Here is a 13,358-nt window from a genome sequence, read left to right on the forward strand (position 1 = left end):
TGAACATGAAAGAAAGAGAAAGAATTCTTGAACTCGTTAAAAATGACATTATCTCAACTGAAGAAGCGCTGATGCTTTTGGAAAACATGGCTAAAAAAGAAGAAAAAGCGGCTATTAAAAAAGACGAGACTTCCGCAACTGAGACAGTAACTGAAACAGAGACTTTTACAGAGCCTGAGCCAGCTATTGAACCTGATTCTGTTGATACAGAAGAAGCGTACAAAACTGGTGAGGACAGATTAGAAGAAGAAAAAGAAAAAGATCGTGAACGACTTGAAACGATTTTGGAAGAATTAGCGAATAAAGCTTCTGCTTATTCTGTACAATTAGATCAACTAAACAGCAGTATCAATGAGGTCAAACGCCGTAAAGATGTGCTGGAAGAAAAACTGATGGTTCTTCAAACAATGGAAGATCTAGAAGAGTTGGCTCCTGAAAAAGAAGCCGAAATGGATGCTCTTGAAGCCAACATTGATGAATTGGAAGCTGAACTGGATGAGTTGACAGAAGAACGTTCAGATTTAGAAGAGCGCATGAAAAATGTGAAGAAAAAACAATGGAAGACTCAAACAAAACAAGTTTCTGAAAAGTTTGAAATTCCGGATGAATGGAAAGACACTGCTCAAAAAACATTTGTAGATGTAAATGAAAAAGTCACTGAGGTAGGAAGTCAATTTGGGAAGTTCCTCAAAGAAAGTTTATCGCAAGTTGTAGACAATATGGAGTGGAAAGATGTGAATGTCCGCATTCCAGGATTAGTTTCTACAAAATTAAAACATGAATTCTACTACCCTGAAACGACAGCAACTATCTTAAATGTAAAAATTGCTAATGGAGATGTTCACTTTAAAACTTGGGACAGCCAAGACATCAAAATTGAAGCAGACATCAAGTTATACGGAAAACAAGAAGCGGAAGTTGAGCCGTTAGAAGCATTCAACAAACGCAGCACGATCAATTTGACGGATGAGTCATTGACGTTCCATGTACCGAATAAGAGTGTTCGTACGGATATCGTGGTTTATCTTCCAAATAGAGCCTACGATCACACAGCACTTAAATTATTAAACGGCAACGTGAAATTTGAAACATTTGAAGGTAAAGATGTGTATGTTAAGTCTACAAACGGGTCATTAACGTTTGAAAAACTAACAGCAACTATGTTAGAGGCTGAAGGAGTCAATGGATCTGTTAATGTTCTAGACAGCCAAATACGAGATTTGTTAGTCCGCAGTGTAAATGGAAACATCGTGGTACGCGGAAACTACAAGAGCAGCAATTTATCAACCGTTAACGGAACTGTGAAAGCTACTTTGACAGGAAGCGATATCGTCCGTATGGAAGCTACTTCAGTCAACGGCACAGTTAAATTATCTTTACCAAAAACAAGCAGCATTGAAGGCGAAGCAAAAACAAACTTTGGTTCCATCCAAAACCGTATGAGCGATGTGGAAATCTTGAGAGAAAAGAAAGATCACACCAATCGTATGATGAGTTTTAGAAGAGTGACCGCCCAAGCGCCTGTTTACTTGAAAGTAGGAACGACTACTGGTAATGTAATGCTCAAAGATGGAGAACAATAAAGAGTTATCAGAATAAATAAGTCAGTTTTAAAGGAGTGAAAAATGTGAAAAAGTTGTATAAATCAAAAGACGATCGCATGGTATCTGGAGTTATTGGTGGTATTGCTGAATATTTCGGTATTGACTCTACATTATTACGATTGATCTACGTAGTAGCATTATTTATCGGAATAGGATCACCTGTATTTTTATATATCATTTTGTCTGTGTTGATTCCAGAACCAAAGAACAACGGTCCTGAAAGAACACATGCAGATTATAACGGATACTACAAACCGAAAGCACCAAAAAAGAAACCGCGTAAAGAAGCTGAGAAAGTCGAAGATGATGACTGGAGTGACTTCTAGTGAAGTTTTGGCAAAGAATCATTGTTAATGCGTTAGCTTTTCTAGCTTTGTCAGGCTTTTTTCGCACCAGCTTTTATGTAGAAAGTGTATGGATCGCATTAGGAGCCAGCTTGGTATTAGCTTTATTGAATATGACTGTAAAGCCGATCTTGTTCCTGCTGTCCTTACCGATTACTATTTTAAGCTTGGGGTTCTTTAGTATTGTGATAAATGCTGCGATGTTGAGTTTGACTTCTGCTATTGTCGGCAGTGGATTTTACTTTTCATCATTTTGGATGACAATGCTAGTCGCATTGATTCTGTCTATGATAAATACTTTTTTCAATAACCGAACAACGGTCAAGATTTATAGAGATTAGTTTGATGACAGTTTTCAAACAACAGAACTTTATCCCGGACTTAGACTGGAATAGTCTAAGTCCGGGATTTTTTTAGCTGAAAAACAATTAAAGGCTTTTCTAAGAAGAAAAAGAACTATTCCTAGAAAATACGGACAAATCAATATTTCTTTTTAAGTATTGTAAGGGTTTTTTAGTGAATACCTTTCATGGTGCACTGGAAAATGTTAGAATAGCAGTATCTTAATAAAAAAATAGTCTTATAAAATGATAGAAAAATTGAAAGTTGGTGTTGTAGAAAATGACAAGAACTGTGACAGTTAGTGAAATGATAAAAGCAGTACCTTTAGAAGTGCTTTCAGGGCATGACTACTTAGACAGAGAAATAAAAACGAGCGACTTATCACGTCCAGCTTTGGAATTGACAGGGTATTTTAGTTATTACCCATATGATCGTATTCAATTATTTGGACGAACAGAAATCTCCTTCATGGAAAAAATGACCGATGATGAAAGAATGATCGTTATGCGACGCATCTGTCACGAAGAAACACCAGCTTTATTGATTTCCAGAGGCCTGCAACCGCCTAAAGAATTTCTTCAGGCAGCTGCTGAAGCGCGTATACCGATATTAAAATCTGAGAATCCAACAACCAGATTGACCAGTAATGTGACCAACTACTTAGAAGGACGCTTGGCGACTCGTTTGTCCGTTCACGGCGTATTGGTTGATATTTACGGGATGGGAGTTTTGATTACAGGAGACAGTGGAATTGGAAAGAGCGAGACAGCTTTAGAACTGATTCAAAGAGGACACCGTTTGGTAGCTGATGATCGTGTAGACTTGTATATGTTGGATGAACATCGTATCGTTGGGGAACCGCCTGAAGTTTTGGCTCACTTAATCGAAATTCGAGGAGTCGGAATCATAGATGTCATCAATTTATTTGGTGTCGGTTCAATCCGTACAAGCAAAACAGTCAATCTAGTAGTAGACCTTAAGATGTGGGATAAAGAAGTTCAATTCGATCGTTTAGGAAGCGCTGCTGAAAGCAATCGCTACTTTAATGTCGATATCCCTAAAATTTCTATTCCTGTCCGTACAGGGCGAAATTTAGCCATTATCATTGAAGTAGCAGCTAAGAACTTTAGAGCAAAACAAATGGGTTATGACGCCATTGAAACGTTGAATAAGAACCTTGAGCAATTGATCAAAAAGAATTCTACTGCTGAGAATGAAGACGAATAAAATGCATAACAAATGAAGACGCACAGGCATTATTCTCTGAGAGGCTATCAGAGAATAATGGCCTGATTTTTGCGAGTCTACATATTTAGAATAGAAATGGAGAATTGATTATGACCGATGTGTATAAGCCGTTGGATCCTATAGCTCTTAAATTAGGACCTTTAGAGATTCACTGGTATGGAGTAATTATTGCCTTGGGAATCTTTGTTGCTATCTTTCTCAGCATGAAAGAAGCTGAAAAAAGAGGAATCGATGAAGATACCATTATCGATATGGCGCTTTGGACGATTCCAATAGCTTTTGTAGGGGCCAGATTATACTATGTAATCTTTGAACTAGGGTATTATTTAGAGAATCCTTCTCAGATCATTGCTATTTGGAATGGTGGAATAGCTATTTATGGCGGGTTGATAGCTGGAGGTCTGACCGTTTATTGGTTTACCAAAAAAAGGAACATCTCTCTTTGGCTGATGCTGGATATCCTAGCTCCGCATGTATTGCTGGCGCAAGCGATTGGACGCTGGGGGAACTTTATCAATCAAGAAGCTCACGGGAGCGAAGTGACTAGAGGATTCTTAGAAAACTTGATGTTGCCAGAATTTATTATTAATCAAATGGAAATCAACGGGCTATACTATCACCCAACATTTTTATATGAATCATTGTGGAGTCTGATAGGGTTTGTTGTCATCATCCTATTACGCCATCGCGAACACTTGCTGCTGCAAGGCGAAGTAGCTTTAAGTTATGCTATGTGGTATTCATTTGGACGTTTCTTCATAGAAGGTTTGCGTACAGATAGCTTGTACATTCCTGGAACACCGATCCGAGTTTCTCAATTATTGAGTGCGATCATTTTCATTGGGGCACTGATCATTTGGATTTACCGTCGAAGAGATTACCCTAAGAAACCTTACTATACCGATGGAATCAAGGTACAAAAAAAGAAATAACAGAATTGGACTGAATAAAATGAGTATTGAAACAGTATTATTTGATTTTGATGGAACATTAGCGGATTCTAACGCTTTGATCAACCAGTCGCATTTGAGTGTGTTGGAAGAATATTTCCCTGGAGAATATACTTTGGAAAGCGTGCGAAAGTTTAATGGACCTTCTCTTCAAACGACCTATCAATTGTTGGATCCTGAAAAAAGTGAAGAAATGATTGCGAAATATAGAGACTATAATGCGGTATATCATGACCAAATGATTCGTCTTTTTGAAGGTGTAGAAGAAAACCTGCGTTTATTAAAAGAAAAAGGCATCCGGTTAGCGGTTGTTTCTACCAAGCGCAACGACGTTCTGGAAAAAGGGATTCGTCATTTAAACTTAGAGGGACTCTTTGAAGTCGTGATAGGGGCAGAGGATTACACTCATTTTAAACCAAATCCAGAACCGATCTACACAGCCATGGCGCGATTAAATTGCCAACACAGCACGACTATAATGGTAGGAGACAATGGACACGATATCCTTGCAGCTAAAAATGCCGGGATACTTTCCGTATTTGTTGGATGGTCTGAAAAGACTCCTGAAGAAATTGCTCCATTTGAACCAGGTGTTACGGTACCAACTATGGCTGCCTTAACAGACTTTATTTTAGACAAAGAGACTTTAGTTGTTGAAGAAAGAAGAGGGTAAGAATGGATAATAAACAAATCATTACAGTCTTAGGAGCCGGCTCGTGGGGGACAGCATTGTCAATGGTATTGGCTGATAATGACCATGAAGTACGTATATGGAGCCATAAACAAGCGCAAGTAGATGAGATCAACGATCTGCATGTGAACAGCCGCTATTTGCCTGGAAAACAGCTGCCAAAAGAATTGACAGCTTTTAGCGACCTAAAAGCTGCTTTAGAAAATACGGATGCCATTTTATTTGTCATTCCCACCAAAGCTATCAGACAAGTATCCGCTGATATCGTTCCATTTATTCATGGGAAACCAGTGATCATCCATGCTAGTAAAGGGCTGGAACAAGGAACACATAAGCGCATCTCGGAGATTTTAATAGAAGAGATACCGGAAGAAAAAAGAAATGGCGTAGTGGCTTTATCTGGACCAAGCCATGCCGAAGAAGTAGCGGTGAAAGATTTAACAACGATTACTTCAGCTTGTCACCAAACTGAGAGTGCAGAATACGTCCAAAGTATTTTTATGAATGACTATTTTAGAGTCTATACTAATCAAGACATTGTTGGAGTGGAGCTCGGAGGAGCATTAAAAAACATCATCGCAGTAGGTGCAGGTGCATTAGTAGGACTGGGTTATGGAGACAACGCGAAAGCGGCTTTGATGACTAGAGGTTTGGCAGAAATCACTCGTTTAGGAGTTTCATTTGGCGCGGATCCTTTAACGTTTTTAGGATTAAGCGGAGTGGGCGATTTGATTGTAACGTGTACGAGTATTCATTCGAGAAATTGGCGAGCAGGAAAAATGCTTGGTGAAGGAAAGAGCTTAGATGAGATTGTAGAAAATATGGGAATGATCATTGAAGGACTTTCTACAACAAAAGCGGCTTATGAATTAGCTGTTCAAAAAAATGTAGAGCTTCCAATCACGACAGCTATCTATGAGGTATTGTATAATAATGCTGACGTGAAAGAAGTCATTACAGAGTTGATGAATCGCGTTGGTAAAAATGAGACAGAATAATGAAATAGAGGAGGAAGAAAGATGACAAAAGTCAGAAAAGCAATTATCCCAGCAGCAGGATTAGGTACAAGATTCTTACCGGCAACGAAGGCAATGGCGAAAGAAATGTTGCCTATTGTAGACAAACCGACAATTCAGTTTATCGTTGAAGAAGCGATCAATTCAGGAATTGAAGATATCCTAATCATTACGGGTAAAAGCAAACGGCCGATTGAAGATCATTTCGATTCCAATATTGAATTAGAACAGAATTTACGCGAAAAAGAAAAATTTGAGTTATTGGAACTTGTCGAAGAGACTATTGGATTGAATTTGTTTTTTGTGCGCCAGTCTTATCCAAAAGGTTTGGGTGATGCTGTTCTTCATGCCAAAGCGTTTGTTGGGAATGAACCTTTTGTGGTCATGTTAGGGGACGATATCATGGACGATGAAGTTCCGTTGACTAAGCAATTGATGGATCGGTATGAAAAAACGCATGCTTCTAATATAGCTGTTATGCGAGTTCCTCATGAAGATACATCAAAATACGGGATCATTGACCCAGAAGCCCAGATTGACGATGGTTTATTCAATGTTAAACAGTTTGTTGAAAAACCTGATCCTAAAGATGCCCCTAGTGATTTAGCGATTATTGGCCGTTACTTATTGACTCCTGAAATTTTCGAGATATTGGAAAATCAAGAACCAGGTGCTGGTAACGAAGTCCAGTTGACAGATGCTATCGACAATTTGAATAAAATCCAACGAGTTTTTGCTCATGAGTTCAAAGGGCAACGCTATGATGTAGGAGACAAGTTTGGATTTATGAAGACCAGCATTCAATATGGTCTGAAACATACTCAAGTTAAAGATGAATTGCGCCAATACATCAAAGACCTAGCTAAAGACTTAGAAGCTGAGGACAATGAGAAAGCTATTGAAGAAATCGAAGAAGTGTTAAAAGAAAAAGTAGAAGAAGAAAAAAATAAAAAATCGTAAAAAAAATTGCTGAATAAAAAGTGCTCCGATTTAATTTTCGGAGCACTTTTTATCTGTTCAGGTTGTTATTCAATAGTCAGTAATTGAATAAATTCAATAATGTCTTCTTCAACATTTGGTTCAATAGAGACTTGTTTCGTTTGGTCTAATAGATCACGATAAAATTCTTCTCCAGCTGGATAAACACCATCCCATCGTAAAGGTACAGTGTATAAGTTGATGGTTCCGTCGCCATTGCTGCTGTAAGTGATTGAACCATCGACTAGCCTTGTTCCAGTCAATTGGATGACTTCTTCAGGGTATACAGCGCTTGATTCATCATCTGGGTTCAATAGTGTCCCTGCTGGAATTTTTTTGGCATACAATTGATCCAATTCTTGGTTTGCTCCTAGCTGCAGCCAAATTCGTGCATACTCGATTTCTTCATTTGAATAGTCATTGAGAGTTGTATTTGTTTCAGATGGGGAACTGCTTTCAACTTCATCAGTACTCTGGGAGGAAGAAACAGACTCCACTTCAACTGCTTCGCTAGACTCCTCTTTTTCAGAAATAATGGTTGCATTCAAAGAGGATTCTGATGAGGGGGCAGTTGCTTTTTCCTTAGTAGAAGGGTTTGAACAGCCAAAAAGGATAAAGGAAATAACTAAAAAATATGTAAGATGCAATTGTTTTTTCATATTATCGCAGTTCCTTTCATAAGGGAGTAGAAAAATAGGTCATCGCTATAATTTTAGCAAAAAAATTCACGCGTTTAAAGTCTTGGAAAATTAGTTAAACACCGATTCAAACGCATCTTGAAATACGTAAGTTTTGTCAATTTTTAGTGTGATGGGTTTCGTTCACAAAGGGGACCAACTATCCATAATAGGAAGGAATATAAGGAAGCAAGCCTATTAAAGCAAGGGGGAATGTGGTATAATATGAGTCAATATGAAGGATAGAAAACCTTTGATAAGGGCTTTTTTTTATTCTTATGGAACTGATTTTCAAAGTGATGAAGGAGAGTGGAATGATGTCTAATAAACCAGTTCAATCAAATATCATTAGAATCAATCCCAATGCTGATTTTTATTTTAACAGGGCCTGGGAGGCGTTTGATAAAAATAAGCTGGAACAAGCGTTAAAATACTTTAAACGAGCTACTTCTCTTTCAGATAATGATGGCGATAGGGAATTTGGGCAATGTCAAACTGCTTTGATTTACCAACATCTAGGAAACTTTCAAAAATCATGTGATTTGATCAATGAACTGATAGAAAAAGGCAGTGAAAATTATCCTGAAGTTCATTATTTCCAAGCCAATAATTATGCGTTTTTAGGAGAATACACAAAAGCATTGAAGTGCACTCAAATGTATTTATATCTAGTTCCCAATGGTGAATACAGAGAAGAAGCAGAAGAGTTTCAAAAAGACTTAGAAGAAGAATTGAACATTTTTTGACAAACTAACAACTTACTTGAATAAATCACGTTGTTGGCGAGCCCATGGGGCTCTAGGGCTGTAAATGTGGTTAAAATAAAAATCGTCAATAAGAAAGACTGCTGTATCAGCATTTTCTTATTGGCGATTTATCATTTTTGATATTTTGCGACTAACTAAAAAAGATAAGAGAAAAAGTGCCTCAAACTACTGAAACAGTAGTAAAATATGGTTATCAGACTCATATAAGGAGGTCACTTTTTCCATGAATAGAATAACACAATTATCATTATTTGAAAACCATGAATTAGGCGATTTAGAAAAGTTGAATGATGTATTAACTGCATTACCGGATGAAAACCTGTTAACTGCATTAGAAGAAGAACGCGGAAAGGGCAGAAATGATTATCCAGTTCATACCATGTGGCGTGCTTTCGTAGCTAGCTTTGTCTTTCAACATCGCTCTGTCGCTTCTTTGATTCGAGAGTTGAAGCGGAATAGCCAACTCAGAGAACTATGCGGATTTCAACCTCATTTTTCGCGCTCACAAAAAGGAAAGTATAGGGTTCAACTAGCTCCCACAGAAGCTGCTTTTTCTCGATTTTTAAAAAAGTTACTGCTCCATCAACACCTATTAGATGAGATGTTTACTGAATTGGTCACTAATTTATATGAAACACTGGATGGATTTGGGCAAACTTTAGCTTTAGATGGAAAAATTATCCCTTCTTATGCTACAAAACCAAATAAAAAAGTAGAATATGATGGCAGAAGAGATACTGAAGCAGATTTCACACTAAAACAATATACCACTACGACAGCCAATGGCGAGAAGATAACAAAGAAGAAAACATGGTTTGGTTATCGACTTCATTTAATCGTTGATGCAAATTATGAATTGCCTGTAGCCTACGAAGTGACTAAAGCATCTGAAGGCGAACCGACGGTCGCAAAAAGACTGATCAAACATTTTTCTACCTCACAAGCGAAACAGTGTGACTATCTTCTAGCTGACAGAGGATATGATGGAGCTCCATTATTAAGTCTCATTGAATCTAAAGAAATAATCCCTATTATTGATATTAAAAACCAGTGGGATAAAGATACGCTAACCAAACAATATCGAGATACAGATTTGATTTATACGTATAACGGAGCGGTTTCCTATGTCGATGGAAAAGGAAATGAGATAAAGCTAGCGTATAAGGGATATGATAAGAAAACAGATTCTTTACGTTATGGATTTAAACCTCAATATCAGGATAACCGGCTTTTCAGAATAAAATGTGAAGAAGACAGACGTATATTTAACAAAGTCGCTAGGGATAGTTTTAAGTTCAAACGAATCTACAAAAAGCGAACCTCTATTGAGCGAGTAAATGGACGAATCGATCGAGATTACCTATTTGAGAATCATACGATACGAGGAAAAAAGAAACTGAATCTTTTTGTGACAATGACTTTTCTCATTATGTTAGCCTTTGCGAAAGATAAGATCAGTAAAAACCATCTAGCTCATCTAACTGCTTGGGTAGCTTAATTTTTTAAAAAATTAGAAGGGATAGCTTATTTGGCGTGCGCAAAAATAAAAGCAGAGTTAAAAAACAGACGCTTTTTTTACACAAACCATGGAATGAACTGACTACTTTTCGCTATTTTACAAATAATGAAGCCTATGGCTTATTTCTATGCTAGTTATTTTCACAAAAAATGGTACAACGTAATTTATTCTACTTTCTTAAAGCAAGTTGTTTTTCTGGAATATTTACTGTATTTTAGTTAGAGTGGAACAATAGACTTAGTGAATGAGGAGAATACGATATGGAATTAGAACAAATGAATAAAATTTATGATGTGATCATTATAGGAGCAGGACCAGGCGGTTTGACTGCAGCGTTATATGCATCTCGTTCCAATTTAGATACATTGATTTTAGAACGCGGGCTTCCTGGCGGACAAATGAATAATACAGCAGAAATAGAAAACTACCCAGGATTCGGAAGCATTACTGGTCCGGATCTATCTACTAAAATGTTTGATAATGCGAAGAATTTTGGTGCTGAGTACGCTTATGGTGACGTGAAAGAAGTCATAGATGGAAAAGAATACAAAACAATCATTGCTGGGAAAAAAGAATTTAAAACACGTTCGATCATCATTGCAACAGGAGCTGAACACCGCAAGTTAGGTGTAGACGGCGAAACAGAATACAATGGGCGTGGAGTTTCTTATTGTGCCGTATGTGATGGAGCTTTCTTCCGCAACAAAAACTTAGTTGTTGTAGGTGGAGGAGATTCAGCAGTTGAAGAAGGAACTTACTTGACTCAGTTTGCTGAAAAAGTAACGATCATTCACCGGCGTAGTGAATTGCGCGCTCAAAAGATTTTACAAGACCGTGCCTTTAAAAATGACAAAATCGATTTTATCTGGGATACGACTGTTGAAGAAATCAATGGTGACGATATGAAAGTTTCCAGCGTAACATTGAAAAACAAAGAGACTGGAGAAGTCTCTGAATTTTCAGCTGACGGAGCATTTATCTATGTTGGGTTAGTTCCAAATTCAGAAAAATTCCGTTCATTAGACATCACTGATGAAGAAGGATGGATCTTAACGAACGAAAAAATGGAAACGAACGTTCCAGGTATATTTGCAGTTGGAGATGTACGCAAAACTCCGCTTCGTCAAGTTGCTACAGCAGTTGGAGACGGTAGTTTAGCTGGACAAGGAGCATTTAATTTTGTTGAAGAATTGAAAGACTCTTTGGAAGCAGAAAAAATAAACGGTTAAAAATAAATACTTTGTTTTTAGAGCACCGTTCAATGTGGATTATCCACATTGAACGGTGTTTTTTCGTTCTTGAAAGACTAAATTGTTTTTACTAGTGGATTAATTTATGTTTATTAAAAAAAACGGATATAAAATCATATCTGACCGCGCTCATTTCTCGTTTTCTTATTTAATAAATGGTATAATTTTAAGAGAGTTTACATATCGACTAAATGAAAGAAGGTATAATTATGAGTTGGAAAGAAACTTATAAAATATGGAATGATTTCTCAGATTTAGACCCAACGTTAAAAGAAGAATTAACGGCTTTAAAAGAAGATGAATCAACTTTAGAAGATGCATTTTATGCGCCTTTGGAATTTGGTACTGCAGGAATGCGCGGGGTTATCGGCGTAGGAATCAACCGAATGAATCAATATACCATTCGTCAAGCTACAAAAGGGTTAGCTTTATTTATGGAACAAAACGGTGAAGAAGCAATGAAACGTGGGGTAGCAATCGCTTATGATTCTAGACACCAATCGCCTGAATTCGCTTTAGAAGCCGCTAAAACACTAGGTGTTCATGGTATCCCAAGTTATGTATTTGAAAGCTTGCGTCCAACACCAGAGTTGTCTTTTGCGGTCCGTCATCTGAACACTTTTACAGGTATTATGATCACAGCTAGCCACAATCCTCCAGAATACAATGGATACAAAGTTTATGGTGAAGATGGAGGTCAAATGCCGCCTAAAGATGCTGATGCGTTGACTTCATTTGTGCGCAGTATTGAAAACAGCTTATCGATTGAAGTACTGTCTAAAGAAGAATTGGAAGAAAAAGGTCTGTTGACGATTATTGGCGAAGATGTCGATAAAGTGTATTTAGACCATGTAAAAGAAGTAACGGTTGATTCAGAAATGATTGAAAGAATCGGAAGCGACATGAAACTGGTTTACACTCCACTACACGGTACTGGGAAAATGCTGGGAGAGCGTGCTTTAGCGAATGCCGGATTTACAGGCATCACTTTAGTTCCTGAACAATCAATCGCTGATCCTGAATTCCCAACTGTGAAATCTCCAAACCCAGAAGAACCAGGTGCCTTTGAATATGCAATCAAATTAGGGAAAGAAATTGATGCAGATGTACTGGTTGCGACAGACCCTGACGCTGACCGATTAGGGATTGCTGTCAAAACAGCCGCTGGAGATTATGAAGTATTAACTGGGAACCAAATTGCCAGCTTGATGCTGCACTATTTACTAACGGCTCAAAAAAATAACGGAACATTGCCTGAAAACGGAGCAGTCTTAAAATCTATTGTTTCAAGTGAGTTGCCAACCGTTATCGCAGAAAGTTTTGGCGTAAAAATGGTAGATGTTTTGACAGGATTCAAATTTATTGCAGAAAAAATCGAGCAGTATGAAACAGACAACAGCCAGACTTTCTTATTCGGTTTTGAAGAAAGCTACGGCTACTTGGTTAAATCATTTGTTAGAGATAAAGATGCGATTCAAGCATTGGTATTGATCGCAGAAGTTGCAGCTTACTACAAAGAAAAAGAACTGACTCTATATGATGGCTTGCAAGAGTTGTATGCAACATACGGCTACTTCAATGAAAAAACGATTTCCGTGAAAATGGCCGGTATTGAAGGTTCTGAAAAGATCAAAGCGTTGATGAAACGTTTCAGAGACCAAGCACCGACTGAATTTAACGACATCAAAGTTACTGAAGTAGAAGACTTCAAAACAAGTACGAAAACTTCAGCAGATGGCACAATTGAAGCTATTGAAATGCCTGCTGCAGATGTATTGAAATATACGATGGAAGACGGCAGCTGGATTGCTATCCGTCCATCGGGTACTGAACCAAAAATCAAATTCTACATTGGCGCCAAAGCTGAAACCAATGAAGAAGCAGCTGCAAAAGTAGCAGGTTTTGAAAAAGTGATCAATGCATTGGTAGAAGGCTAAATGAACTATTCAAAAAGGAGTTAGGGGGGGAACCC

General features: G+C 37.8%; 13 protein-coding genes. 12 read left to right on the forward strand and 1 reads right to left on the reverse strand.

Annotated features, from left to right (window positions below; translation table 11 throughout):
• Nucleotides 1–5 precede the first annotated feature (5 nt).
• From liaX to galU, 8 genes are all read left to right on the forward strand, one after another.
• Nucleotides 6–1,583 (forward strand): daptomycin-sensing surface protein LiaX, encoded by a 1,578-nt coding sequence (gene liaX, locus LMF32_RS08280; RefSeq protein WP_230524464.1) that lies wholly within the window; start codon nucleotides 6–8, stop codon nucleotides 1,581–1,583.
• Between the two features lie 44 nt (nucleotides 1,584–1,627).
• Nucleotides 1,628–1,930, forward strand: a complete 303-nt coding sequence (locus LMF32_RS08285) for a PspC domain-containing protein (protein ID WP_188205112.1) — start codon at nucleotides 1,628–1,630, stop codon at nucleotides 1,928–1,930.
• Nucleotides 1,930–2,289 (forward strand): phage holin family protein, encoded by a 360-nt coding sequence (locus LMF32_RS08290; RefSeq protein ID WP_092480572.1) that lies wholly within the window; start codon nucleotides 1,930–1,932, stop codon nucleotides 2,287–2,289. Before LMF32_RS08285 ends, LMF32_RS08290 begins: the two co-directional genes overlap by 1 nt.
• Nucleotides 2,290–2,569: 280 nt before the next feature.
• A complete protein-coding gene (gene hprK / locus LMF32_RS08295; RefSeq protein ID WP_188205113.1) occupies nucleotides 2,570–3,517 on the forward strand; it encodes an HPr(Ser) kinase/phosphatase in 948 nt (315 codons plus the stop codon).
• Between the two features lie 110 nt (nucleotides 3,518–3,627).
• The gene (gene lgt / locus LMF32_RS08300) at nucleotides 3,628–4,470 is read left to right on the forward strand and encodes a prolipoprotein diacylglyceryl transferase (protein ID WP_230524465.1); all 843 of its coding nucleotides are present in this window, start codon (nucleotides 3,628–3,630) and stop codon (nucleotides 4,468–4,470) included.
• A 19-nt stretch (nucleotides 4,471–4,489) separates the two neighbouring features.
• A complete protein-coding gene (gene ppaX / locus LMF32_RS08305) occupies nucleotides 4,490–5,161 on the forward strand; it encodes a pyrophosphatase PpaX (RefSeq protein WP_092480690.1) in 672 nt (223 codons plus the stop codon).
• Between the two features lie 2 nt (nucleotides 5,162–5,163).
• Nucleotides 5,164–6,177, forward strand: coding sequence for an NAD(P)H-dependent glycerol-3-phosphate dehydrogenase (locus LMF32_RS08310; RefSeq protein ID WP_230524466.1), 1,014 nt, complete (start codon nucleotides 5,164–5,166; stop codon nucleotides 6,175–6,177).
• A gap of 21 nt (nucleotides 6,178–6,198) precedes the next feature.
• Entirely contained in the window at nucleotides 6,199–7,155 is a 957-nt protein-coding gene (galU, locus tag LMF32_RS08315; RefSeq protein WP_092480576.1) for a UTP--glucose-1-phosphate uridylyltransferase GalU, read from the forward strand.
• 65 nt (nucleotides 7,156–7,220) lie between these two features.
• Here the strand turns inward: galU and LMF32_RS08320 are convergent, their stop codons facing one another.
• On the reverse strand, nucleotides 7,221–7,832 hold the full coding sequence (locus LMF32_RS08320) for a hypothetical protein (RefSeq protein WP_230524467.1): 612 nt from the start codon (nucleotides 7,830–7,832) through the stop codon (nucleotides 7,221–7,223).
• A gap of 335 nt (nucleotides 7,833–8,167) precedes the next feature.
• On the opposite strand from LMF32_RS08320, the gene LMF32_RS08325 reads away from it, so the two are divergent.
• The 4 genes from LMF32_RS08325 to LMF32_RS08340 all read left to right on the forward strand — a co-directional run bounded on the left by LMF32_RS08325 (nucleotide 8,168) and on the right by LMF32_RS08340 (nucleotide 13,323).
• Nucleotides 8,168–8,596, forward strand: coding sequence for a tetratricopeptide repeat protein (locus tag LMF32_RS08325; RefSeq protein WP_230524468.1), 429 nt, complete (start codon nucleotides 8,168–8,170; stop codon nucleotides 8,594–8,596).
• A 244-nt stretch (nucleotides 8,597–8,840) separates the two neighbouring features.
• The gene (locus LMF32_RS08330; RefSeq protein ID WP_230523769.1) at nucleotides 8,841–10,115 is read left to right on the forward strand and encodes a transposase; all 1,275 of its coding nucleotides are present in this window, start codon (nucleotides 8,841–8,843) and stop codon (nucleotides 10,113–10,115) included.
• A 281-nt stretch (nucleotides 10,116–10,396) separates the two neighbouring features.
• Nucleotides 10,397–11,365 (forward strand): thioredoxin-disulfide reductase, encoded by a 969-nt coding sequence (gene trxB / locus LMF32_RS08335; RefSeq protein ID WP_230524469.1) that lies wholly within the window; start codon nucleotides 10,397–10,399, stop codon nucleotides 11,363–11,365.
• 230 nt (nucleotides 11,366–11,595) lie between these two features.
• Nucleotides 11,596–13,323 (forward strand): phospho-sugar mutase, encoded by a 1,728-nt coding sequence (locus LMF32_RS08340; RefSeq protein ID WP_230524470.1) that lies wholly within the window; start codon nucleotides 11,596–11,598, stop codon nucleotides 13,321–13,323.
• Nucleotides 13,324–13,358 lie beyond the last annotated feature (35 nt).

Origin of the sequence: Desemzia sp. C1 (genome assembly GCF_020882875.1) — a bacterium.
Classification (GTDB): Bacteria; Bacillota; Bacilli; order Lactobacillales; family Carnobacteriaceae; genus Desemzia; species Desemzia incerta.

What these genes read in the sequence shown, in the direction of transcription:
- LMF32_RS08310 (WP_230524466.1), top strand. Translation starts at nt 5,164, where the DNA reads ATGGATAATAAACAAATCATTACAGTCTTAGGAGCCGGCTCGTGGGGG.
- liaX (WP_230524464.1), top strand. Translation starts at nt 6, where the DNA reads ATGAAAGAAAGAGAAAGAATTCTTGAACTCGTTAAAAATGACATTATC.
- lgt (WP_230524465.1), top strand. Translation starts at nt 3,628, where the DNA reads ATGACCGATGTGTATAAGCCGTTGGATCCTATAGCTCTTAAATTAGGA.
- trxB (WP_230524469.1), top strand. Translation starts at nt 10,397, where the DNA reads ATGGAATTAGAACAAATGAATAAAATTTATGATGTGATCATTATAGGA.
- LMF32_RS08325 (WP_230524468.1), top strand. Translation starts at nt 8,168, where the DNA reads ATGTCTAATAAACCAGTTCAATCAAATATCATTAGAATCAATCCCAAT.
- hprK (WP_188205113.1), top strand. Translation starts at nt 2,570, where the DNA reads ATGACAAGAACTGTGACAGTTAGTGAAATGATAAAAGCAGTACCTTTA.
- LMF32_RS08330 (WP_230523769.1), top strand. Translation starts at nt 8,841, where the DNA reads ATGAATAGAATAACACAATTATCATTATTTGAAAACCATGAATTAGGC.
- LMF32_RS08340 (WP_230524470.1), top strand. Translation starts at nt 11,596, where the DNA reads ATGAGTTGGAAAGAAACTTATAAAATATGGAATGATTTCTCAGATTTA.
- ppaX (WP_092480690.1), top strand. Translation starts at nt 4,490, where the DNA reads ATGAGTATTGAAACAGTATTATTTGATTTTGATGGAACATTAGCGGAT.
- galU (WP_092480576.1), top strand. Translation starts at nt 6,199, where the DNA reads ATGACAAAAGTCAGAAAAGCAATTATCCCAGCAGCAGGATTAGGTACA.
- LMF32_RS08320 (WP_230524467.1), bottom strand. Translation starts at nt 7,832, where the DNA reads ATGAAAAAACAATTGCATCTTACATATTTTTTAGTTATTTCCTTTATC.